The sequence below is a fragment of the Nocardiopsis moroccensis genome (genome assembly GCF_055763695.1).
In genome coordinates this window covers 2850918-2874118 of the sequence record NZ_CP199747.1, presented here as the reverse complement: position 1 = coordinate 2874118, position 23201 = coordinate 2850918, and the positions used below count along the sequence as shown (strand labels likewise).

Genomic DNA, 23201 nt, shown 5'->3' with positions numbered 1-23201 from the left:
TCGTTCCTTGCCCCTCTCCGAAACACGGGCCAGCACTTTCCGTTTGTGTCTGACCACACATGGTGACCAAGTGTCGCTTCTGGGGCGCCAAGTGCGGGTCTCCTCCTCCTGAAGAACCCGCATACCTTTCCCCGCGAGGGCCAACAACGGACAAAGGCCTCGGGGCGGCTGGTGTGGGGAGCGCCGAAATCGATGCCGATCCCCGTACATTCGGCACCGGTGAAGTGGGTACGCCCGCGTCCGACGGCCCAACAGACGCGAAGGACGTCCCTCCCCCCGACACGGAGAAGGAGCGGTGTACTTATGTCTCGGCCTCGGATCGTAGTGGTAGGCGCGGGTTTCGGTGGCCTCCACACCCTGCGTCACCTGGAACGACGCATTCCCAACGGCGCGGCGGACCTCGCCCTCGTGGCACCACACGACTACATGCTCTACAGCCCGCTGCTGCCCCAGGTGGCCTCGGGGCTGCTCACCCCGCAGTCGGTCGCCATGTCGGTGCACCGGCTCACCCGCAAGACCCAGCTCGTCCCCGGCCACGCGGTCGGTGTGGACACCCGGGACCGCACGGTCGTCGTGCGGCGACCCACCGGCGAACTCGCGCCCTGCCGGTACGACCGGCTCGTCCTGGCGCCCGGCGGTCTGACGCGGGGCTTCGACATCCCGGGACTCACCGAACACGCCTACGGGGCCAAGACCCTGGCGGAGGCGGTGCTGTTGCGCGACCACGTGCTGGCCCAGCTGGAGTTGGCCAACGACTCGCGCGACCCGATCGAACGGGAGGAGCGCTGCCGGTTCATCGTGGTCGGCGGCGGCTACACCGGTGTGGAGACGGCGGCCTCGCTGATGCGCCTCTGCGAGGAGGCCGCCCGCCGCTACCCCGAACTCCGTTCCGTCATCCGGTGGCACCTCGTCGACATCGCGCCGAAGGTCCTGCCCGAACTCGGCGACCGGCTCGGCCGCAAGGCGCTCGACCTGCTGCGCAACCTGGGCATCGAGGTGAAACTGAAGGTCAGCGTGCGGGAGGTGACCGCCGACAAGGTGGTGCTCACCGACGGGCGGGCCCTGCCCTGCCGCACCCTCATCTGGACCGCGGGCGTCACGCCCAGCCCGTTGATGGAGACCCTCGGCAAACCGACCCAGCGCGGCCGTCTGGAGGTCGGCGCGGACCTGTCCGTGCCGGGACTGCCGGACGTGTTCGCGCTCGGGGACGCTGCGGCCGTGCCCAACCTCTCGCACCCCGAGAGCGACTACTGCCCGCCCACGGCCCAGTACGCCAGCAGGCAGGCGGCCACCGCCGCCCACAACGTGGTCAACTCGGTGCTCGGCAGGCCGTTGCGCGAGTTCAAACACAAGGACATGGGGCTGGTGGTGGACCTGAGCGGGAAGGACGCCCTGGCCAGAATCCTCCAGTTCGAGCTGAGCGGCCTCCCGGCGCTGGCGGCCACCCGCGGCTACCACATGGCGTCGGTGCCCTCCTCGACGGCGCGGGCACGGATCCTCGCCAACTGGGGTATCCGCGCCTTCACCGGCGGCGAGATCTCCCGGCTGGGGTTCGCCGACGACGGACGGCCCTCCTCCTTCGTGGCCAACGAGTCAGTGGACTACCTGGACCCGGACGCCTCGCTGTCGCAGGGCGCGCGACTGCTCGACAACGAACGGGAGCGTTACGGCGAGGACTGATCCGCTCCGGTCCCTTCTCCTCCGGAGTGCCCGGAGCCCCCGGGGCGCTCGGGGACGTCGGAGGCCTCCCCGTCCGCGCCGCGTCGGCGCAGGTACAGGATGAGAGCGGTCGCGGCGGCGGCCAACGCCAGGGACAGCAGCACCTGCCGGGTCCCGAAGTTCTCCGGGAGGTCGGCGAGGAAACGTCGGCTGGGCGAGTCCGGGTCCAGCAGGATCACGCCGGCGAACACGACGGACAGAGCGGTGGTGGCCGCGGCCACCACCGCCCCGCGCGTCCCGGTCAGCCCCATCCGGCGGCGCAGGACACCGCCCGCCTCGACGATCCTGCTCACGCGGACCAGCCGCAGGGTTCCGGCGACCCGGACCAGGCGCAGGACCTGGGCGGGCCCGAGGGCGAAGACGACGGCGGGCAGGGTCGCCACGGCGACGAACGTGCTCCACCGGTGCGCGCGCAGCCAGTCGAGTTTGTTCTCGGCCAGGGCGATGAGCAGGATCCACTCGGCCCACAGGACCAGCCCCGCGGCCCAGTTGACCCAGTGGCCGGCCTCGGCCCACCAGCCCTGCCCCCACAGGTCGAGGAAGACCGCCGGGACGGAGACGATCGCGCTGACCAGGACGGGCAGGGCCAGACGGGCTTCCAGGGCACGGGCGTGGCTGTTCGCTTCGGGGGACATGCCGGTACGTTAGCCGGGGTGCGGCGACCGGGCCGTGGGGTGGCCGGGGCCGGTCGGACGGCGGAACGGGGCGACGGTCGTCAGGACCGCACCAGCCGGGCGATCGCCTCCGAGGCCTCGCGCACCTTCTCGTCCGCCTCGTCGCCGCCGTTGGCGACGGCGTTCGCCACGCAGTGCTTGAGGTGCTCGTCGAGCATGGACAACGCGAAGGAACGCAGTGCCTTGTTCACCGCCGAGGTCTGGGTGAGGATGTCGATGCAGTACTGGTCGTCCTCGACCATGCGCTGCAGGCCTCTGATCTGGCCCTCGACACGGCGGAGCCGGTTGATGTGGCTCTGTTTGTCGTTGCTGTAACCGTGGGTCGCGGCCATGCCACCGTTTCCGTGTTGTTCCTGCTCAGCTGCCATAACAATACCCCCTCAAGGTATTCAAGTGCGGAGCTTCGAGGCCTATTCCGCCCTTCCGGCCCTCGCCACGCGAACGATTCGTCACCAACCCGGCGTTAAGAGAAGTTTCCCAGACGGCCGGGAGCGGTCGCCCCGTCCGCGTCGCCGGGGCGTGCCACGGGACGGTGCGGCGACCGCTCCCGGCCGCGCCCCGCGTAAACGTTCGGTCCGGACCGGGCAATCCCGGGACCGGGGACCTTGTCCCGGTTCCGCGCCGCACCGACCATGGCGGTATGAGCGACAGCGCCGAACAGGACATCATGACGACCATCCGTGGCCTGATGGACGAGGAGCACGCGCTCCGCTCCGCCCCGGGAGGGCTGGAACCGGGCGAGCGCGGCCGGATGAAGGAGGTCGAGGAGGCACTGGACCAGTGCTGGGACCTCCTCCGCCAGCGCCGGGCCCGCAGGGAGTTCGGCCAGGACCCGGAGGAGGCCAGGGTCCGCCCCGTTTCCGAGGTCGAGAACTACCGGCAGTGACCCGCCGACCGCGCTGAGAACACCGCGCGGGCGAACCAATCGCCCTTCACGGGCGTCAATCCAGGGGACCGGTGTCCGGCCGCGCGCCCGGCCCGGCACCCACCCCCTGCCCGGCGCCGACGAAGGACCCCCATGCTCGCCTCCCTCACCGGCTTCGGCCTGGCCTCGGCCGCGGGGCTCAACGCCTACGTCCCCCTTCTCGTGGTCGGGCTCGTGGCCCGTCACACCGACCTCGTCCCGCTGGGTCCGGCCTGGGCGTGGCTCGAACACCCCGCCACCCTCATCAGTCTCGGTGTGCTGCTCGTCGTGGAGTTCGTGGCCGACAAGGTGCCCGCGCTCGACAGCGTCAACGACCTCCTCCAGACCCTCGTCAGGCCCACCTCGGGCGGGATCACCTTCGCCGCCGGGACCTCCGCGGTCGGACTCACCGAGATCACCGGCGAAGCCTCCGGCGCGGCCGCGGCCACGGGCGGGATCGCCTGGGGGTCGGTGGCCGTGGGGACGATCGTCGCCCTCTTCTTCCACCTGGCCAAGGCGCCGGCCCGGCTGGTGGTCAACACCCTCACGCTCGGTGTCGGCGCTCCCGTGGTCTCCTTCGCGGAGGACGTGGTCAGCCTCGTCGCCTCGGTGATCGCCGTGCTGCTGCCCCTGCTCGTCCTCATCGTGTTCCCACTGATGGTCGCTGCCGGGGTGTGGGCCGTGCGCAGGGGCCGCAGCGCGCGGGCGCAGCGCCGTGCCCGCCGTTTCGGTCCGGGCGGCGTACCGGGGCCGGGTTCGGTTCCCGGACCGGGACCCGGCCGGGGGTGGGGCCACCGTGGACCGTGGTGAGGTGGTGAGAAACGCATACCGGAACCGGTGCGAGGCGTCGTAAAGTGCTCCCAATGGCTGAGATGACTTCCCCGAGAACCGACACCCACCACATCGTCTGGGACTGGAACGGCACCCTCCTCGACGACAACCACGCCAACCTCGCCGCGGTCAACGCGGTGTGCGCCCGGTTCGGTCGCGAGCCGGTCGGGATGGAGTACTGGCGCTCCGTCTTCCGCCGTCCCCTGGTCCCCTGCTACGAGGAGCTCCTCGGCCGGGCCTTCGCCGAAGGCGAGTGGGAGTACGCCGAGAAGCTCTACGACACCAGCTACCTGGAGCACCTGCCCAGCTGCGAACTGGCTTCGGGGGTCCCCGACGTGCTGCACGAGTGGGCCGGAGCGGGCGGCACCCAGTCGCTGTTGTCCATGGCCTCGCACGACCACCTGGTGCCCCTCGTCTCCGGGCGTGGCCTGAAGGCGCACTTCACCCGGATCGACGGCCGCAGGTTCGACACCGAGCACGACTCCAAGGCCGAGCACCTGGTCCACCACCTGGAGAACCAGGGGCTGGACCCCTCCCGCGTCGTGCTCATCGGCGACATCGACGACGACGCGCGCGCGGCACGCGAGGCCGGGGCCCAGGCCGTTCTGGTCACCAGCGGTCTGATGGCCCGCGAGCGCCTGGAGGACACCGGCGCCCCGGTCGTGGACTCACCGGTGGCGGCGGTCGACGCCGTCCGTCGGCTGGGCTGAGAGCCGGTCCGCCCGGTCGACCGCCGAGCCCGCCGACCGTCAGATGCCTGTTGGACCACCGACAGGTGGGCTGATCCCACCTGTCCGAGGTGGGCCATGACGCTCCGTCGCGGTCAGCGCCGCGCACCCGCCCCGAGGATCCGGCCCGGGGCGGGTTTTCCACGTACGCGCGGCCCCACGGTGACCTGCGCACTTCCCAGCCGACTCCGCGCGCCGTTACGCCGGACCGGACCGTGGGCCCGATCATGCGGTGTTGTTAGATGGGTCGCACAGCCACACACAGCCACGCGATTGGGAAGGCGGGCCAATGACGGAGAGCAGCGTGCCCCGTGTGCTCTGGGAGCCCGACGAAGCACGAATCGAGTCCTCCAACATCGTCGCGTTCGCCCGATGGGCCGCACGGAACAAGGGGGTGGAGGCCTTCGGTGGAAGCGGCTCCACCGCCGCCACGGACTTCGACTACGACGCTCTGTGGCGCTGGTCGGTAACCGACGTCGACGGCTTCTGGGCGTCGATCTGGGAGTACTACGGGGTCCGGGCCCGGACCCCCTACGAGCAGGTCCTCGCCGACCGGAGCATGCCGGGCGCCCAGTGGTTCCCCGGAGCGACCCTCAACTACGCCGAGCACGTGTTCGAGGGCCGTGACGCCGACGAGGTGGCCATCCGGCACGCCACCGAGATTCGCGAGCTCGGCGCCTGGACCTGGGGCGACCTGCGCCGGCGTACGGCCGAGATCGCCGCGGCCCTACGCGGGCTCGGTGTGGGCGAGGGCGACCGGGTCGCCGCGTACCTGCCCAACCTCCCCGAGACCGCGGCCGCCTTCTACGCCGTCGCCTCCCTCGGTGCGATCTGGTCCTCCTGCTCCCCCGACTTCGGCGTGCGCAGCGTGATCGACCGCTTCGCGCAGATCGAACCCAAGGTCCTCCTCGCCGTCGACGGCTACCGCTACGCCGGCAAGGACTTCGACCGTCGTCCGGTGGTGGAGGAGCTGCGCGCCGCGCTGCCCACCGTCGAGCACACGGTCCTCCTCGACTACCTCGCCCCCGGCGCCGCCCTCGACGGCACCCTGCCCTGGGACGAGTTCGTCGCCTCCGGCGCGGGGGCCGAACTCGCCTTCACCCCCGTGCCCTTCGACCACCCCCTGTGGGTGCTCTACTCCTCGGGCACCACCGGCCTGCCCAAGGCGATCGTCCAGGGCCACGGCGGCATCCTCCTCGAACAGCTCAAGAACCTGAACCTGCACCTGGACGCCCAGGCGCACGACCGGGTCCTGTGGTTCACCACCACCGGCTGGATGATGTGGAACTTCCTGGTCAGCGTCCTGCTGACCAAGGCCTCCATCGTGCTGTACGACGGAAGCCCCGCCCACCCCTCGCCCTCCACCGCCCCCGGTGGTCGGTCCCCGGCCGCGGAGCCCCCCGCACCGGACCTCGGGTCCCTGTGGGACCTGGCCGCCGAGGCCGGGGTCACCGTCTTCGGCACCAGCGCCGGGTACCTGTCCTCCTGTATGAAGGAGGGCGTCCACCCGCGCGAGGGACGGGACCTGTCCGCGCTCAAGGCCATCGGCTCCACCGGCTCCCCGCTGAGCCCCGAGGCGTTCGCGTGGGTGTACGAGGAGTTCGGATCCGACCTGTGGCTGTTCTCCACCAGCGGCGGCACCGACATCTGCAGTTGCCTGGTCGGCGGCACCCCCACCCTGCCGGTGTACGAGGGCGAGATCCAGTCCCGCGGCCTGGGCATGGCCGTGGCCGCCTGGGACCCCGAAGGCAGGGAACTCATCGGTGAGGTCGGCGAACTCGTCGTCACCGAACCGGCCCCGTCCATGCCGGTGTTCCTGTGGGGCGACACCGACGGCGAACGGCTGCGCGACAGCTACTTCTCCGTCTACCCGGGGATCTGGCGGCACGGCGACTGGATCGAGATCACCGACCGCGGCACCGCCATCATCTACGGCCGCTCGGACTCCACCATCAACCGCGGCGGCGTGCGCATGGGCACCAGCGAGATCTACCGCGCGGTCCTGGCCCTGGACGAGGTGGTCGACGCCCTGGTCGTGGACGTCCCCCAGGGCGACGGATCCTCGAAGATCGAACTCTTCACCGTGCTGCGCGAGGGCTCCGACCTGGAGGGCGACCTGCCCAAGGAGATCGCCCGCCGGATCCGCACCGACTGCTCGCCCCGGCACGTCCCCGACCGGGTCCGCGCCATCCGGGCCGTGCCCCGCACCCTGTCCGGCAAGGTGCTGGAGGTCCCGGTCAAGCGCATCCTCATGGGGGAGAGCCCGCAGAAGGTGGCCAGCCGCGACTCCCTCGCCAACCCGGAGGCGCTGGACTACTTCAGCGACCTGGCCGGCGACGGTTCCTGACCCGTTCGGACCCTCCGGGCCCGCCTCCCCGAACCCCACCGGGGGCGGGCCCGGTCGGCGGGTGGCCGGGTGCGGCCGCGGCTCGCCCGCGCACAGAGCCGGGCGTAGCCTGACAACGTGCCACAGAACCGATCCGACCACACGCCCTCCGTTCCCGGGGCCGCTTCAGTCGAACGCCGGATCGACGGTGTCGACGCCGCGCGTGCGCTCGCGGTGTTCGGGATGTTCGCCGTCCATCTCGGGGTGGTCTCCTTCGGGCTGCTGCCCGAGGAGCAGGGCTGGGAGCTGCACAGCCTGGTGCGCGGCAACTCCTCGGCCCTCTTCGCCTTCCTCGCCGGCGTGTCCCTGTCGCTGATGACCGGACGCACCAGGCCCCTGCGGGGCGACTCCCTGCGCAGGGCCGCCGTCCGTATCCTGGCCCGTTCGTTCCTGATCGGGCTGCTGGGTTTCGTCCTGGACGCCTTCGCCGTCCCGGTCGCGATCATCCTCACCTACTACGCCGGTTTCTTCGTCCTGGCCCTGCCACTGCTCCGGGCCCGTGCCGCCCTGCTGTGGACGGCCGCGGGGACGCTGGCCCTCGTGGGACCGGCCGTGTCCTTCCTGCTGCGCCAGGACCTGTTCCCGGGGGGTGTGCGGACCAGTGCCCTGTCCTCGTTCACCGAATTCTTCCTGACGGGCTACTACCCGGCGATCACGTTCATGGTGTTCGTGTTCGCGGGTATGGCGGTCGGCCGGACCGACCTGACCGCCGTCGCGGTACGGATCCGGACGGCGGTCGCCGGGGCGCTCATGGCCGCGGCCGGCTACCTGGGGTCCTGGGTGCTGCTCAACCCCCTGGGCGGGCTGGACCGGCTGACCGAGGCGCACAGCACCTTCCTCGACGGTGCCCCGCTGAGCTCGGTCGACGCCCGGACCGCCGAGGAGTTGCGCTACAACACGACGGACGCCGCGCACAGCATCAGCGGTCAGGTGCCCACGGACTCCTGGTGGTGGCTGGCGGTGAACACGCCGCACACGGGCACCACCTTCGAGATCCTCGAGGCGGTGGGCCAGGCGCTCCTGGTGCTGGTGGTGTGCATGCTGCTCGCCGAACGGCTGCCGCGCCTGACGTACCCGCTGACCTCGGTGGGCCGGATGCCCCTGACCGTCTACTCCGGGCACATCCTGGTCCTGGCGGTGATCGTCGCCCTGCACCCGGAGAACGCAGCGGGCGGCCCCTGGTACCTGGAGCTGTTCATCCTGGGGGCACTGGTCTTCGCGAGCCTGTGGCGCTTCGGGGTGGGCCGGGGGCCGTTCGAGACCGGGCTGGGGGCCTTCGCCGACGGCGTGGTCACCCTGGTCGGGGCGCCCCGGGAGAACCGGGAGCGCGCCGCGGACTGACACGGGATCGGTTCAGGGGCGGTCGGAACGCTCGTCGGGCCGGGTGATGTGCGCCGAGGTGCGGTCCTGGTGCGCCAGCGTGTCCGTGGTGGTGCGCGTGTTCTGCCGGATGAGGCGCCGGGCGTCGTCGGCGGCCGAGCGCGCCGCCGCGGGGCTGGCCACCGGGCGCTCGGACAGTTCGGTGTCCTGGGGCAGACCGATGTGCATGGGGAGCCCGGCCCTGCCGATCACCCGTAGCTGCGCCGACTCCTGGGACTGGGAGGGGCGGATGTCGCCGTCGGGGGTCTTCCACGCCGACAGCCGGTGGGCGAGCCATCCGCTGCCCCGGTACTCGGGGCCCCGCTCCCAGGCCACCCCGTCCGGGCGGTGGCCCAGCGCGTGCTGGAGGTCGGCCAGGGTCCACCCGGCGGAGAAGAACCGGGCGCTCTCGTCCTTGAGGTAGGCGAAGTCCACCCCGCGCAGCGACGTGTCCTCCCGGCGCAGCAGCTCGCAGGCCTCGTGCACCGCGTGCGGGGTGTGCCGGGGCCGGTGCAGCGGGTCGGCGTCGGGTCTGCGCAGCAGGGCGTCGTCGATCGTCACGATCACCTCGCCCTGCCGGTTGTCCCAGATGCTCACGTCCTCGCGCGCCCACCCCTGTGACTCGGCCAGGGCGGTGGCCAGTCTGCGCAGGTCGACCTGCCTGTCGTCACTACTGATCCGGAACTCCGCCATGGGTCCAGGTTACGGCCCCCGGACGGTGGCGGCGGTTTCTAGGGATCGTTGCAACACGTGGTCAGTCGGTTCAGGCCGCGAGTAGTTTATGCAAGCGCTCGGCTGGGGTTTCCCAGCCGAGCGTTTTGCGTGGGCGGCCGTTGAGCTCGGCCGCGACCGCCTCAAGGCGCTCCCGGTTGTGGAGGGTCAGGTCGGTGCCCTTGGGGAAGTACTGCCGCAGCAGACCGTTGGTGTTTTCGTTCGAGCCGCGCTGCCAAGGACTGGCCGGGTCGCAGAAGTAGACCGGGACGTCCGTGGCGACCGTGAAGGAGCCGTGGGAGGCCATCTCGCTGCCCTGGTCCCAGGTCAGCGACCGCACCAGATGAGTGGGCAGGCGTTGGACGGTGTCCGCCAGGGCGTCACGGACGTGCTCCGCGCTGCGGCCGTGGGGCAGGTGCACGAGCATCACGTAGCGCGTGGCGCGTTCAACCAGGGTGCCGATGGCCGATGCCCCGTCCTTGCCGATGATCAGGTCGCCCTCCCAGTGACCGGGCACGGCCCGGTCCTCGACCTCCGCGGGGCGCTCGCTGATCATCACCATCGGGGTGGAGAACCGCGGGGTGCGCTGCTGGGCTTGGCGGCGCGGTTTGCGGCGTGCCCGGCCCGATCGCAGCGCCTTGGCCAACTCTCGGCGGAGTTCGCCTCGGCCTTGGACGTAGAGGGCCTGGTAGATCGTCTCGTGGACCACGTGCAGCTCCGGTTGGCCGGGAAAGGCTATCCGCAGAGCCTGACAGATCTGTTCAGGGCTCCACTTCTTGTCGAGGCGGTCCTGGATGAAGTCCCGAAGAAGGGGGGTGTGGCCGATCTTCCCCCTCTTGGGGCGGGGACGGCGGGCCTCGGCCCGGGCCTGGGCCGCGTGCGGGCGGTACTGGCCGTTGACCGGGTGCCGATTGCGGCGGATTTCCCGGCTGATCGTGGAGGGGGCGCGGTCCAGCTCCGCGGCGATCTGCCGGATGGTGGCCTTTTCCCTCAGCCGGTCGGCGATGTGGATCCGGTCGGCTTCATGCAGGTAGCGCGAGGGGCCGGAGGGCTCCACCGTGGTGATCGGTGGAGCCCCGCCGGTCCTTGCGGACGGGGCGCGGCCGTTACGCCATCGCTTCCCGGTCCGATAGTTGATCCCGACGATCCGGCACGCTTCCTGACTACTCACGCCTTGCTGCACGAGCTCAAGGTAGACGCGTCGCTCATCGGTCAGCTTACGGCGACCCCGGTTGACGGATCGGTTCCGGATCTTGAAATCCATCGCACTCCCTAGCAGGAGTGTTGCGACAACCACTAGAACCTAAGGGCGCGTGGCGGGGCCGACCGCCGCACGGCCGGGGGACGACCTCCGCAGAGGCCGAGTCCGGTCTGGACCGCACACGACCCGGCGGGGTCGACCCACCGGGGGAGAACCGTGTTTTTCCGGCCTTCTCGCCCCCTGATTGGATGAAAGGACGACACGCCGGCCGCTCTGGCCTTGGAGTCTTCTCCAACCTTGGGTGGCACGAACCCGCGGGGGACTGACGTCGGCCCGGCCCGGGGTTATGGTGACTGCCTGACGGCGGGGACATCCACCCGCGCCGAGCCCAGGACACGCCGTTTCCGCTGGCCGCAGCGGACGGTCCAGTTGAACCGACGAGCTGTAGGTGCCCGTGCCCCACACCGCATTCGAGCCCGAGGCGAGGACCAACCACGCGCTCCGGGCCTACCTGCACGGCCTTCCCGGGGTCGACGAGGTCGGAGCCCGGGCCCGTGCCCAGGACCTGGCCACCCGGTCGATCAAGACCACCGCCAAGGCGAACGCCATCGACCTGGCCATCTCCATGGTGGACCTGACCACACTGGAGGGCGCCGACACGCCCGGCAAGGTCCGGTCCCTGTGCGCCAAGGCCGCCCTGCCCGACCCGACCGACCGCACCGTGCCCCGCGTGGGCGCCGTGTGCGTCTACCCCGACATGGTCGCCACCGCCGTCGAGGCGCTGCACGGCACCGGGATCGGCGTGGCCTCGGTCGCCACCGCCTTCCCGTCCGGGCGCGCGCCGATGGAGGTCAAGCTGGCCGACACCAGGCGCGCCGTCGCCGACGGTGCCGGTGAGATCGACATGGTCATCGACCGGGGCGCCTTCCTGTCGGGGGACTACCGCAAGGTCTTCGACGAGATCGTCGCGGTCAAGGAGGCCTGCGGCGACGCACACCTGAAAGTCATCCTGGAGACCGGCGAGCTCGTCACGTACGACAACGTGCGCCGCGCCTCCCACCTGGCCATCCAGGCCGGCGGCGACTTCGTCAAGACCTCCACCGGCAAGGTCTCCCCGGCCGCCACGCTGCCGGTCACCCTGGTCATGCTGGAGGCGGTGCGCGACCACCACGCCGCCACTGGCCGCCACGTGGGCGTCAAACCCGCCGGGGGCATCCGCACCACCAAGGACGCCATCCGCAACCTGGTCCTGGTCAACGAGACGGCCGGCCCCGACTGGCTGACCCCCGACCTGTTCCGGATCGGTGCCTCCAGCCTCCTGAACGACCTGCTCATGCAGCGCACCAGGCTGTCCACCGGCACCTACCCGGGCCCCGACTACTACACGCAGGACTGAGCCGTGATCTTCGAGTACGCGCCCGCACCGGAGTCCCGCTCCGTCGTCAGCCTGCGCGAGACCTACGACCTCTTCATCGACGGTGAGTTCACCCCGGCTCGGAGCGGTGACCACCTCACCGTGCTCAACCCGGCCGACGAGACCGAACTCGCCCGGGTGGCCGTGGCCGGAGAGGCCGACGTCGACCGCGCCGTCACCGCAGCCCGCCGCTCGTACGACACCGTGTGGAGCCGCATGAGCGGTGCCGAACGCGGCAAGTACCTGTTCCGCATCGCCCGGATCATCCAGGAGCGCTCCCGCGAACTGGCAGTCCTGGAGTCGATGGACAACGGCAAACCCATCAAGGAGACCCGCGACGTCGACCTGCCGCTGGTCGCCGCGCACTTCTTCTACTACGCGGGCTGGGCCGACAAGCTCGCCCATGCCGGGCTCGGCCCCGACCCGAAGCCGCTCGGCGTGACCGCCCAGGTCATCCCGTGGAACTTCCCGCTGCTCATGCTCGCGTGGAAGATCGCCCCGGCCCTGGCCACCGGCAACACCGTCGTGCTCAAACCCGCCGAGACCACACCGCTGACCGCGCTGGTCTTCGCGCAGATCTGCCATGAGGCCGACCTGCCCCCGGGCGTGGTCAACATCCTCACCGGCGCGGGGGAGACCGGCCGGGCCCTGGTCGGGCACCCGGGCACCGACAAGGTCGCCTTCACCGGCTCCACCGAGGTCGGCCGCCAGATCGCCCGCGCGGTCGCGGGGACCGACAAACGCCTCACCCTGGAGCTGGGCGGCAAGGGCGCCAACATCGTCTACGACGACGCCGCGCTCGACCAGGCCGTCGAGGGCGTGGTCTCGGGCATCTTCTTCAACCAGGGCCACGTCTGCTGCGCCGGTTCGCGGCTGCTCGTCCAGGAGTCCGTCGCCGAGGAGTTCCTGCCCCGGCTCAAGGAGCGCATCGCCAAGCTGCGCCTGGGCGACCCGCTGGACAAGAACACCGACATCGGCGCGATCAACTCCGCGGCCCAACTGGAGCGGATCCGCGAGCTCACCGCCACCGCCGACGAGGAGAACGTGGAGCGCTGGTCGCCCGCCTGCGAGCTGCCCGAGCACGGCTACTGGTTCGCGCCCACCGTGCTCACCGGCGTCAGCCAGGCGCACCGGGTGGCCCGTGAGGAGATCTTCGGTCCCGTGCTCTCGGTCCTGACCTTCCGCACCCCGGAGGAGGCCGTCGCCAAGGCCAACAACACCCCCTACGGGCTGTCCGCCGGTGTGTGGACCGAGAAGGGTTCCCGCATGCTGTGGACCGCCGAGCGCCTGCGCGCCGGCGTGATCTGGTCCAACACGTTCAACAAGTTCGATCCGACGAGCCCCTTCGGCGGCTACAAGGAGTCGGGATACGGCCGCGAGGGCGGGCGACACGGTTTGGAGGCCTACCTTGGCTGAGCGGCGCGGCAGCAAGAAGAGCAGGAAGAACACGGACACCACCGACGGGGTCGCAGCGGAGGGCACCGACGGGGGCACGGCCCGGGGCGGCACCACCGCACCCCGGCCCCCCGCCCGGCTGGCGGTCCGCAAGACCTACAAGCTCTACCTGGGCGGGGCCTTCCCGCGTTCGGAATCGGGCAGGAGTTACCCCGTGGCCTCAGCGGACGGCACCCACCTGGCCAACGCCTCGCTCGCCTCCCGCAAGGACGCGCGCGACGCCGTCACCGCGGCCCGCAAGGCCTTCGGCGGCTGGTCCGGGCGCACCGCCTACAACCGCGGTCAGATCCTGTACCGGGTCGCCGAGGTCATGGAGGGGCGCCGCGAGCAGTTCGCCGCCCAGATCGTGGACGCCCAGGGACTGACCCGGTCCCAGGCAGACCGGGTCGTGTCCGCCGCCGTGGACCGCTGGGTGTACTACGCCGGATGGACCGACAAGTTCGCCCAGGTCCTGGGCGGGGCCAACCCCGTGTCCGGGCCGTTCTACAACCACTCCGCGCCCGAACCCACCGGGGTGGTCGCGGTGTTCGCGCCCCAGGACGCCCCGCTGCTCGGGCTCACCTCGGTGATCGCCCCGGTCATCGCGACCGGTAACACCGCCGTGGTGGTCACCTCGGAGCGGGCGCCCCTGGCCGCGATCGACCTCGCCGAGGTGCTCGCCACCTCCGACCTGCCGCCAGGCGTGGTCAACCTGCTCACCGGCAGGGCCGAGGAGCTAGGACCGCACCTGGCGTCGCACGCCGACGTCGACGCCCTGGACCTGGCCGGCGCCGGGGAGCTGGCGGCCGAGTTCGAGAGGGCCGCGGCAACCACCCTCACCCGGGTGCTGCGCCCCGGGGCCGGGGACGGGGACGGGGAGGAAGCCTGGCTCGACACCGACCCCGGCACCTCCCGAATGACCCCTTTCCTGGAGACCAAGACGGTCTGGCACCCGGTCGGGGTGTAAGACTGGCGGACCGGTCCGTCCCACCCCCCGGGGCGGCCCGGTCCGACAGCCGAGTGGAGGAACGGTGCCAGCGAACACCCCCGAACAGGCCGAACCCCGGATCCCGGAGCCCCGCGCGTCCGAACAGCGGCGCGTCCCCAGCCTGCGCCTCGTGCGCCTGGACCGCACCACCCCCGAGGTGGCCCTGCTGCGTGAGGTCCTTCCCCGCCAGCGCGTGGCCCCCGGACAGCGCCGCTTCGTCGACGAGGCGGTGCACACCCTGCCGCGCGCCGACGACGACCCGCACCGCTTCCCCTACGCCGTCGTCCGCAACGACGTCCCGCTGACGGACCGGGCGGCCGTCCTCGAAGCCTGCCTCGGCTTCGGGATCATCGACCGGGTCGGCCCGCTGCGCGACCTGGTCGAGGACCCCGAACACGCCGTGCTGCTGCGCGCCTTCTACGTCACCCCCGAACACCAGGGCCGGGGGATCGGCCGTGCCGCCTGCTCCGCGCCGCTGCTCGACCTGCTGGTCGCGGCGATCGCACCCGGGGCCGCCGAGATCGTGCTGTGCGTCAACGACGGCAACGACGCGGGAGAGCGCACCTACCGCTCCGCCGGATTCGTCCCCACCGGCCGCAGGTACGACGCGGGAGAACACGGTATGCAGAGCGTCTTCGCGCGCCCGGTGGACACCGGGTCCCGCCCCGTCCCGCGATTGCCGGGGACCCGATGACCCGATGGCGAGGCTCGGGCAGGCGGGCCGCCGCGAGCTGGGACACCGCGCAGGTGCGCCTGGTCCGACTGGACCAGGAGACCGGCGAGAGTGCCCTGCTCAGGCGGGTCCTGCCCGAGCACGGCCTGCCGCCCGAGCAGCTGCGCTTCACCGGTCTGCCCGCTCAGACCCTCCCGGACGCGGACTCGGACCCCGAACGGTTCCCGTACGCGGTCGTGGCCCTGGCCGGGCCGCTGACCGACCCGGCCGCGGCCCGGGCCGCCTGCGCCGGCTTCGGGGTCCTGGACCGGGCCCTGCGCGCCCAGCTGGTCGACGCGCCGGAACGCGCGGTGCTGCTGCGCGCCTACTACGTCACGCCACAATGGCAGGGCCGGGGGGTCGGCCGGGCCTCCTGCTCCCCGCCCCTGCTGGACCGCCTGGCCGCGGAGGTCGCGCCGCACGCCGAGGAGATCGTGCTCTGCGTCAACCAGTCCAACCTCCCGGCGCAGCGCGTCTACCGGGCCGCCGGCTTCGGCTTCACCGGGAACACCGTTCCCGGGGACGCGGGCCCCCAGGACGTCATGTCACGTCCCCTGTACACCGGAATCCACCCCGAACCGCACCCGCGGTACCGACGATCGGAGAACTCGCAGTGACTCGCACACCCCAGGCCGCCGCCGAGGAGGCCGCAACCGAACTGCGTTCGCGCACCGGTGTGGACAGCTATGACGTCGCCCTGGTGATGGGTTCGGGCTGGGCGCCCGCCGCCGACCTGATCGGCGACGCCAAGCACGAACTGGCCTCGGCCGAACTGCCCGGCTTCCTGCCCCCCGCGGTGGAAGGCCACAGTGGAACCGTCCGCAGCATCGCCGACGGTGACCGGAACGTGCTCGCCTTCCTCGGCCGTACCCACCTGTACGAGGGGCACGGCACCGACGCGGTCGTGCACGGCGTGCGCACCGCCGTCGCCGCGGGCGCGCGGACCGTCGTGCTCACCAACGCCGCGGGCGGCATCAACGCCGACTACGCGGTGGGCTCGCCCGTGCTCATCGCCGACCACATCAACATGACCGCGAAGTCGCCGCTGACCGGGGCGACCTTCGTGGACCTCACCGAGACCTACAGCCCCGAGCTGCGCGCGATCGCCCGCGAGGTCGACCCCGGACTGCGCGAAGGCGTCTACGCGGCCATGCCCGGACCGCACTTCGAGACCCCCGCCGAGATCCGCATGCTCCGCGCCATGGGCGCCGACCTCGTCGGCATGTCCACCGTGCTGGAGGCCATCGCCGCCCGCGCGGCCGGAGCGCGCGTCCTGGGCATGTCCCTGGTCACCAACGTCGCCGCGGGCCTCCAGGACGCCAACCTCGACCACGAGGACGTCCTCGCCACCGGCCGCGACTCCGCGGCCGCCGTGGGCCGCCTGCTCGCGGACATCGTCAGGCGGTTTTAGTGCTTGCCTGGGGCCTCCGCCGGCGCTTCGGCCCGTGTTCGGGCGCCTGAGGGGAGATGTTCGGGTTGTAGCAGGCACAGCATCCTCGTCTGCGCCTGGCTCGCCCACCCGTCCTTCGCCCTCAACGGACGCCTACGGCGCGGTACCCGTTCCTGCCGGCGGCTTGACTCGTCTTGCACTGTGTTTGCCCAAACCCGGACTCCCGCGCCCGAACGAAAGAACACCCCCTGGGGCGGAGGTAGGCGCGTAGGGGACAGAACACCCCCTGGGGTGAAGGTAGGCAATCAGGGGCACCCCTCCGGCTGAGGTGAGTGGGAGGGGGCCGACGTACCCCCTGTGGCTAGTCATCCAGACAGGAGATCCGCATGACCGACACCGAACTCCTCACCCGGGCGCGGGCCTGGCTCGACCAGGACCCCGATCCCGTGACGAGGGAAGAGCTGGGTGCGCTGCTGGCCCGCGCGGAGGCCGGGGAGGCGGTTGCCCTGGCCGACCTCACCGACAGGTTCGCCACCGGCCTGGAGTTCGGTACGGCCGGTCTGCGCGGAGCCCTGGGCGCCGGTCCCAACCGGATGAACCGGGTCGTGGTCATGCGTGCGGCCGCGGGGATCGGTGCGTGGCTCGGGGCGGGCGGCAAGCACGTGGTCATCGGGTACGACGCCCGGCACCGCTCCGCCGACTTCGCCCGGGACAGCGCCGCCGTCCTCACCGGGGCCGGGCACCGGGTGTCCCTGCTGCCCGGCCCCCTGCCGACCCCGGTCCTGGCGTACACCCTGCGCGATCTGGGCGCGGACGCCGGGATCGTGGTGACCGCCAGCCACAATCCGCCCCAGGACAACGGCTACAAGGTGTACGTCGGCGGTTCCGGTGACGACGCGGGCACCCAGATCGTCTCCCCGGTGGACGCCGAGATCTCCGCCGCGATCGACGCAGTGGGCCCGGTCGGGGCTCTCGCCACGGGTGAGGGCTGGACCGTGCTCGGCGAGGAGGCGGTGCAGCGGTACCTGGCCGCCGTCACCGCGCTGCCGTTGGAGGCGGACCGGGACCTGTCGGTGGTCTACACCCCCATGCACGGGGTGGGCGGCCGGGTGCTGGTCGAGGCAGTGGAACGGGCCGGGTTCGCCCGTCCGGCGGTGGTCGCCGAACAGTTCGACCCCGACCCCGACTTCCCCACGGTGGACTTCCCCAACCCGGAGGAGCCCGGGGCGATGGACCTGGCCGTCGCGGCGGGGGAGGCCCTCGGGGCCGACCTGGTGGTGGCCAACGACCCCGACGCCGACCGGTTGGCGCTCGCGGTCCCCGGGCACGGGTTGCTCACCGGGAACGAGGTGGGCGGGCTGCTCGCCGAGTACGTGCTCGACCACACGAGCGGCGCGGACCGGGTGGTCGCCACCTCGATCGTCTCCTCCGGTCTGCTCGGCAGGATCGCCCGGGACCGGGGCGTGCACTACGAGGAGACCCTGACGGGGTTCAAGTGGCTGGCCCGCGCGGGCACGCCCGGGCAGCGCAGGGTGTTCTCCTACGAGGAGGCCCTGGGGTACTGCGTCGGTGGTGACGGGGGGCGGCCGGTGGCGGACAAGGACGGGATCAGCGCGGCGCTGATGGCGCTCTCCCTGGCCGCGGCCGCGAAGCGGACCGGGCGCACCCTGGTCGACCTCCTCGATGATCAGGCGAGGAAGTACGGCCTGCACCTCAGCGACCAGCTGTCGGTGCGGGTGGAGGACCTGGCGGAGATCTCCGCGGCGATGCGGCGGTTGCGCGCCGAACCGCCCGCCGCGTTCGGCCCCCTGAAGGTGTCGGGGGTCGTCGACTTCGTCGGCGGGCACGCAGGTCTGCCGCCGACCGACGCACTGCGCTTCGAACTGACGGGTGGGACGCGGGGGCGCGTGACGCTGCGCCCCTCGGGGACCGAGCCCAAGCTGAAGGCCTACGCCGAGGTGGTGTCGGGGGTCGACGGCGACGTCGCGGCCGCCCGCGCGCGGGGCTCGGAGCTGCTGGCCGAGCTGATGGCCTCGGTCGCCGAGATGGTCAGGGGATGATCCGGGGGTGGGGCGGGTTCACCCGCTTTCCTCGTTCGGCTCCACGACAGGCCGGTGTACGACCTCGTCGATGACGGTGAGCGTCTGGGTGGACGTCACGCCGGGAAGCGATTGGAGACGGCTCAGGATCAGGTCGCGCAGCTGGTTGGTGTTGGCGACGCGGACCAGCAGGACGATGTCCGCCGACCCCACCACGTACCAGCAGTACTCGATCTCGGGGTAGGAGGAGAGGATCTCCCGGTTGGCCCGCCAGTCGGGTTGGCTCCCCGAGATGAGTACGAGCGCGGTCACGCCCAGCCCCATCTTGGAGTGGTCGGTCACCACGGAGTAACCGCGGATGACGCCCTCGTCGGTGAGCCGCTTGATCCGGTTGTAGGCCGTGGCCCGGGAGACGTTGGCCAGTGCGGCGATCTCCGTGATGCCGGTTCGAGCGTCCTTGGCGAGCGCACTCAGGATGGTCTGGTCGGTCGTGTCCGGCCGCCGGCCGTTCCTACGCTGGTCGCCCATGGCCATGTGCGTGCTCCTCGTGTGCTCTTGTCGCAGTGCTCAACTCCTTGCTGTCATCGTTGACAGGGAGCTAAGGAAATACCAGGTAAACGTTGTTTTCGTCCATAGAAATCTCAGCCGGCGAGATACGGCGCGCGTCCGGGCGGCGGAGTCGGGGGCGGGGGATCGGGGTTCGCGCGGCGACCTCTTGTGCGAACCGCCAAGCGGGGGCCTGACGGGGAAGTCCGACTGTACTCATGGTTGACGCACGGAGTGGGGCGAGGGTTTCCCCGACTGGCCAGTAACCACAACGAACTGGCTGGAATCAGCCAGAAATTCTTACCTATGGACCCATTTCGGCCATATTTGTCGTATCTGTAAGTACAGACAACAACTCGTTGGGTGCGGCTCCGAGGGTGGACGCATCCCTGGGGCAAGCACGCTTCGTGTCGGCGCAAGAACTCTTGGTGGTCGTCGGTCCGAGTTCGGGGGGTGCCCCGGGCGGGGTTCCCGCAGAGGCAGGAGTGGCGCTCCCGGGCGCAGGGCGTCGATGGTGATTCGTGATGTTTGGCACGGTGTGTCGTTTTCCCGTGCTGGGGGTGCTGGATCTTAGACGTATAAGAATATTTTCGGGCATTTCGTCCGCGTATGTATCGACTATTCGGCAATATCTAGCGTAACTGTCCAGTTGTCCGGAGAATCAAGAGCAGACCGTGACCACCCCGAGCCCCGGTCGCGCCACCATGCGCGCAGGGCCACGTTGGGAGCCTCTCGACATGCCACCCCAAGAGTCGAAGGGCCAGGGCGCCATCACCGTGGAGCACCTGCCGCCCGAACTCACCCGCCGGCTCTACCGCGACATGCGCACCGCGCGCGACCTGGACACGGAGGCCATCGCCCTCCAGCGCCAGGGCGTCTTCCCCGCCTACGTCTCCGTCCGCGGCCAGGAAGCGGCACAGGTCGGCAGCGCCACCGCGCTCGACCCCGCCCGGGACTTCGTCTTCCCCACCTACCGGGAAATGGCCTCGGCCCTCGCCTACGGCGTCGAGATGGTCGGCTACATGGCCACCCACCGCGCCCTGTGGCACGGCGGCCTCTACGACGTCATGGACTCGCGCTTCGGCGCCATCAACGCAGTCGTCGGCGGCCCCGTCCCGCACGCCGTGGGGTGGGCGCTCGGTGAGCGGCTCCGCGGTGACGACGGCGTCGCCATGGCCTACTTCGGGGACGGGGCCAGCTCCGAGGGAGACGTCCACGAGGCCATGAACTTCGCCGGGGTCCTCGCGGCGCCCGTCATCTTCTTCTGCCAGAACAACCAGTGGGCCCTGTCGGTACCCAACGAGCGCCAGGTCGCCGGCGGATCCGTCGCCGCGCGGGCCGAGGGCTACGGCATGCCCGGGGTCCTGGTCGACGGCAACGACGCCGGCGCCGTGCACACCGCCACCGCCGAAGCGGTCGAACGCGCCCGGAACGGCGGCGGCCCCACCGTCATCGAGGCGCTCACCTACCGCATCGAACCCCACTCCACCTCCGACGACCCCGGCCGCTACCGGGACGAGGCCGACACCGAGCACTGGCGGCGGCGGGACCCCGTCGCCCTGCTGCGCGCCGCCATGCTCGAAGCCGGGCACGCCGACACCGAGCACTTCGCCGCCGTCGACGCCGAGGCCGCGCGGCGGGCCGAGCAGGTCCGGGACGGCGTCGCCGACGCCCCCGAACCCGACGGCTCCGAACTGTTCACCCACGTCTTCCGGGAGACCACCGAGGAGCTGACCCGGCAGCACCGCACCTGGCAGGAAGAGGTCGAGCTGTGACCGAGCTGATCGAACGCGCCGACACGACGGTGGAGTCCGCAGTGGTGGAGCTGTCCATGCAGCAGGCCATCAACCGGGCCCTGCGCGTCCTGCTCACCGAGGACCCCGACGTCCTCGTCTTCGGTGAGGACGTCGGTGCCCTCGGCGGGGTCTTCCGGGTCACCGACGGGCTCCAGAAGGAGTTCGGCGACCAGCGAGTCTTCGACACCCCGCTCGCCGAGTCCGCCATCATGGGCATGGCGGTCGGGCTGGCCATGAACGGCTGGCGGCCCGTCCCCGAGCTCCAGTTCGACGGCTTCGCCTACCCGGCCGTCGACCAGATCGTCAACCAGGTGGCACGCATGAACTACCGCACCCGCGGCGCCGCCCCCATGCCGATCACCCTGCGCCTGCCCTCCTTCGGAGGTATCCAGGCACCCGAGCACCACGGGGAGAGCCTCGAGGCCCTCTTCGCGCACACCCCCGGACTGAAGGTCGTCGCGCCCTCCGACCCCGCCGAGGCCTACAGTCTGCTGTTGCAGTCGGTGCGTTCCGACGACCCGGTCGTCTACATGGAGCCCAAGGCCCGCTACTGGGACCGCCGACCGGTCCGGTTGAGCGAATCCACCGACCCCATCGGCACCAGCCGAATCGTCCGCCCCGGACGCCACGCCACCCTCGTCGCCTGGGGCGCGATGGTGCACAGGTGCGTCCAGGTGGCCGAGTTGGCCGCGGAGGACGGCGTCGAGCTGGAGGTACTGGACCTGCGCTGGCTCAAACCCATCGACGCCGCCGGGCTCGCCGCCTCCGTCGCCCGCACCAAGCGGGCCGTGGTCGTCCACGAGGCCCCGCTCACCGCCGGGCTCGGCGCCGAGGTGGCCACACTGATCACCGAGAACTGCTTCCGTGAGCTGGCTGCCCCGGTCCAGCGGGTCACCGGGTTCGACGTCCCCTACCCGGCCGGGCCCCTGGAGCCGCAGTACCTGCCGACGATCGACCGCGTCCTGCTCGCGGTCCAGCGAACCCTGGAGTACTAGCCGACATGGCAGAAGAGAACATCACCTTCACCCTCCCCGACCTGGGCGAAGGGCTCGTCGAGGCGACCGTGCTGGAGTGGCAGGTCGCCGTCGGGGACACCGTCGGCCGCAACGATCCGCTGGTCGAGGTGGAGACGACCAAGTCGGCCGTGGTCATCCCCTCGCCCAAGGCCGGCCGGGTGGTCGAGCTGCACGCTCGGGAGGAGGAGGTCGTCCCGGTCGGGGAGCCCCTGGTGACCTTCGCCGTCGAGGTCGAGGAGAGCGCTCCCCAGGCCGGCATCGTCGGGCGGGTCCCCGAGGAGGACGCCAAACCGAAACGCAGAGTGAGGCTGAAGCCTCCGACGGACTGACGCGTCAAAGGTCCCATCTCTGGCGGGGGCCCGTTCGGATGTCAGCACAATCGGCATGCCCAATCCGGGGTTGTCGTTTATGCAAACATCTGAATGGGCCCCCGTTCTCCCGACCAAATCCCGCCCCGGACATAAGAAGGAGGATTCATGACCGTGAATCCCGTCGGAGACGTGACAATGCGCTATGCGGATTTGCCTGCACAGGATCCGACCGAGGACGTGCCGGTGCTCCTGCTGCACGGTTTCGGTACCAACTTCGACATGAATTGGCGCGCCACGGGGTGGCCGCGCGTGCTCGAAGAGGCCGGGCGCCGGGTGATCGGCCCGGACCTGCGCGGCCACGGAGCCAGCGACAAGCCCACGGATCACCGGCTCTACCTGCCCGAACACTTCGTCACCGACATCCTGGCGATGCTCGACGAGTTGGGCGTCCGGGCCGTGGACGCCGTCGGTTACTCCATGGGGGCCCGACTGGCCTGGGAGCTCGCCCTGACCGCGCCGGAGCGGGTCCGCAGCCTCGTCCTGGGCGGCTTCGGTCCGGTCAATGCCCTGGCCGGCCTGGACACGGCCCGCCCGGGAGAGGGCGACAGCCCCTTCGACCACGTCTACCGCACCGTCGCCGGTCTGGCGGGCAACGAAGCGGAGGCGCTCGCCGCCTGTGTCCGCGGTCAGGCCGCACGCCCCTTCCGGGAGGAGCCGCGACCCGAGGGCGTCCCCCTGCTCGTGGCCGCCGGCGCCAAGGACACGGTCGCCGAGGGCGCCGCGGCGTTCGCCGAGCGCTGCGGTGGCTCGTACGTGGAGATCCCCGGTCGGGACCACGCCAACGCGGTCTCCTCCAGGGTCTTCAAGCAGGCCGTGGCGGACTTCCTCGGTGGTCGAGGGCCCGGATCAAGGGGTTAGTCCGGTCTAGACCGGTTGGTGCGGATATGCGGCTGTGACCACCGGTGAAGGTCACGGTACAACCGGTCGTGCAGGCGGTCCCTCCGGAGGAACGGGAGGTCAAAAACGGCGAATAGGCCGTTGG

At 71.1% G+C, this 23201-nt stretch carries 22 protein-coding genes; 17 read left to right on the top strand and 5 right to left on the bottom strand.

Going from position 1 to position 23201, the window contains the following annotated elements:
* Positions 1–303: 303 nt before the first annotated feature.
* Positions 304–1680 carry an NAD(P)/FAD-dependent oxidoreductase gene (locus tag ACUKCB_RS12750; protein ID WP_473040708.1) on the top strand — a complete coding sequence of 459 codons (1377 nt, stop codon included), beginning with the start codon at positions 304–306 and terminating at the stop codon, positions 1678–1680.
* Here the strand turns inward: ACUKCB_RS12750 and ACUKCB_RS12745 are convergent.
* Both ACUKCB_RS12745 and ACUKCB_RS12740 read right to left on the bottom strand, forming a co-directional pair.
* Positions 1665–2354, bottom strand: coding sequence for a metal-sensitive transcriptional repressor family protein (locus ACUKCB_RS12745; protein WP_473040707.1), 690 nt, complete (start codon positions 2352–2354; stop codon positions 1665–1667). The genes ACUKCB_RS12750 and ACUKCB_RS12745 overlap by 16 nt on opposite strands.
* A gap of 80 nt (positions 2355–2434) precedes the next feature.
* Entirely contained in the window at positions 2435–2725 is a 291-nt protein-coding gene (locus tag ACUKCB_RS12740) for a metal-sensitive transcriptional regulator (protein ID WP_191273738.1), read from the bottom strand.
* A gap of 308 nt (positions 2726–3033) precedes the next feature.
* On the opposite strand from ACUKCB_RS12740, the gene ACUKCB_RS12735 reads away from it, so the two are divergent.
* From ACUKCB_RS12735 to ACUKCB_RS12715, 5 genes are all read left to right on the top strand, one after another.
* Positions 3034–3279, top strand: a complete 246-nt coding sequence (locus ACUKCB_RS12735) for a DUF2630 family protein (protein ID WP_191273275.1) — start codon at positions 3034–3036, stop codon at positions 3277–3279.
* A 132-nt stretch (positions 3280–3411) separates the two neighbouring features.
* The gene (locus tag ACUKCB_RS12730) at positions 3412–4107 is read left to right on the top strand and encodes a DUF4126 domain-containing protein (protein WP_473040706.1); all 696 of its coding nucleotides are present in this window, start codon (positions 3412–3414) and stop codon (positions 4105–4107) included.
* Positions 4108–4160: 53 nt separating this feature from the next.
* On the top strand, positions 4161–4838 hold the full coding sequence (locus tag ACUKCB_RS12725; protein WP_473040705.1) for an HAD family hydrolase: 678 nt from the start codon (positions 4161–4163) through the stop codon (positions 4836–4838).
* A 307-nt stretch (positions 4839–5145) separates the two neighbouring features.
* The gene (locus ACUKCB_RS12720) at positions 5146–7203 is read left to right on the top strand and encodes an acetoacetate--CoA ligase (protein ID WP_473040704.1); all 2058 of its coding nucleotides are present in this window, start codon (positions 5146–5148) and stop codon (positions 7201–7203) included.
* Positions 7204–7320: 117 nt separating this feature from the next.
* On the top strand, positions 7321–8583 hold the full coding sequence (locus ACUKCB_RS12715) for a heparan-alpha-glucosaminide N-acetyltransferase domain-containing protein (protein WP_473040703.1): 1263 nt from the start codon (positions 7321–7323) through the stop codon (positions 8581–8583).
* Between the two features lie 12 nt (positions 8584–8595).
* On the opposite strand, the gene ACUKCB_RS12710 is transcribed toward ACUKCB_RS12715, so the two are convergent.
* Both ACUKCB_RS12710 and ACUKCB_RS12705 read right to left on the bottom strand, forming a co-directional pair.
* Positions 8596–9294: a hypothetical protein gene (locus ACUKCB_RS12710; RefSeq protein ID WP_473040702.1), complete on the bottom strand. Its 699-nt coding sequence runs from the start codon at positions 9292–9294 to the stop codon at positions 8596–8598.
* Between the two features lie 70 nt (positions 9295–9364).
* The gene (locus ACUKCB_RS12705; RefSeq protein WP_473037630.1) at positions 9365–10576 is read right to left on the bottom strand and encodes an IS30 family transposase; all 1212 of its coding nucleotides are present in this window, start codon (positions 10574–10576) and stop codon (positions 9365–9367) included.
* A gap of 385 nt (positions 10577–10961) precedes the next feature.
* Here ACUKCB_RS12705 and deoC point away from each other — a divergent pair, with 385 nt between their 5' ends.
* From deoC to ACUKCB_RS12670, 7 genes are all read left to right on the top strand, one after another.
* On the top strand, positions 10962–11909 hold the full coding sequence (gene deoC, locus ACUKCB_RS12700; protein WP_473040701.1) for a deoxyribose-phosphate aldolase: 948 nt from the start codon (positions 10962–10964) through the stop codon (positions 11907–11909).
* Between the two features lie 3 nt (positions 11910–11912).
* Positions 11913–13343 (top strand): aldehyde dehydrogenase family protein, encoded by a 1431-nt coding sequence (locus tag ACUKCB_RS12695; protein ID WP_473040700.1) that lies wholly within the window; start codon positions 11913–11915, stop codon positions 13341–13343.
* Entirely contained in the window at positions 13336–14328 is a 993-nt protein-coding gene (locus tag ACUKCB_RS12690) for an aldehyde dehydrogenase family protein (protein ID WP_473040699.1), read from the top strand. Before ACUKCB_RS12695 ends, ACUKCB_RS12690 begins: the two co-directional genes overlap by 8 nt.
* Before the next feature lie 64 nt (positions 14329–14392).
* Entirely contained in the window at positions 14393–15043 is a 651-nt protein-coding gene (locus tag ACUKCB_RS12685) for a GNAT family N-acetyltransferase (RefSeq protein ID WP_473040698.1), read from the top strand.
* The gene (locus tag ACUKCB_RS12680) at positions 15040–15678 is read left to right on the top strand and encodes a GNAT family N-acetyltransferase (protein WP_473040697.1); all 639 of its coding nucleotides are present in this window, start codon (positions 15040–15042) and stop codon (positions 15676–15678) included. Before ACUKCB_RS12685 ends, ACUKCB_RS12680 begins: the two co-directional genes overlap by 4 nt.
* Positions 15675–16472, top strand: a complete 798-nt coding sequence (locus tag ACUKCB_RS12675; RefSeq protein WP_473040696.1) for a purine-nucleoside phosphorylase — start codon at positions 15675–15677, stop codon at positions 16470–16472. Before ACUKCB_RS12680 ends, ACUKCB_RS12675 begins: the two co-directional genes overlap by 4 nt.
* Positions 16473–16837: 365 nt before the next feature.
* Complete coding sequence (locus ACUKCB_RS12670; protein ID WP_473040695.1) at positions 16838–18511, top strand: phospho-sugar mutase; 1674 nt, start codon at positions 16838–16840, stop codon at positions 18509–18511.
* Positions 18512–18529: 18 nt separating this feature from the next.
* On the opposite strand, the gene ACUKCB_RS12665 is transcribed toward ACUKCB_RS12670, so the two are convergent.
* Complete coding sequence (locus ACUKCB_RS12665) at positions 18530–19024, bottom strand: Lrp/AsnC family transcriptional regulator (protein ID WP_452545838.1); 495 nt, start codon at positions 19022–19024, stop codon at positions 18530–18532.
* 749 nt (positions 19025–19773) lie between these two features.
* On the opposite strand from ACUKCB_RS12665, the gene ACUKCB_RS12660 reads away from it, so the two are divergent.
* The 4 genes from ACUKCB_RS12660 (at position 19774) to ACUKCB_RS12645 (ending at position 23077) form a co-directional block, all read left to right on the top strand.
* Positions 19774–20811: a thiamine pyrophosphate-dependent dehydrogenase E1 component subunit alpha gene (locus tag ACUKCB_RS12660; RefSeq protein WP_473040694.1), complete on the top strand. Its 1038-nt coding sequence runs from the start codon at positions 19774–19776 to the stop codon at positions 20809–20811.
* The gene (locus ACUKCB_RS12655; protein WP_473040693.1) at positions 20808–21827 is read left to right on the top strand and encodes an alpha-ketoacid dehydrogenase subunit beta; all 1020 of its coding nucleotides are present in this window, start codon (positions 20808–20810) and stop codon (positions 21825–21827) included. The genes ACUKCB_RS12660 and ACUKCB_RS12655 overlap by 4 nt, the downstream gene beginning before the upstream one ends.
* Before the next feature lie 5 nt (positions 21828–21832).
* Positions 21833–22177, top strand: coding sequence for a biotin/lipoyl-containing protein (locus ACUKCB_RS12650; RefSeq protein ID WP_473040692.1), 345 nt, complete (start codon positions 21833–21835; stop codon positions 22175–22177).
* Between the two features lie 177 nt (positions 22178–22354).
* Positions 22355–23077 (top strand): alpha/beta fold hydrolase, encoded by a 723-nt coding sequence (locus ACUKCB_RS12645; protein WP_473040989.1) that lies wholly within the window; start codon positions 22355–22357, stop codon positions 23075–23077.
* Positions 23078–23201 lie beyond the last annotated feature (124 nt).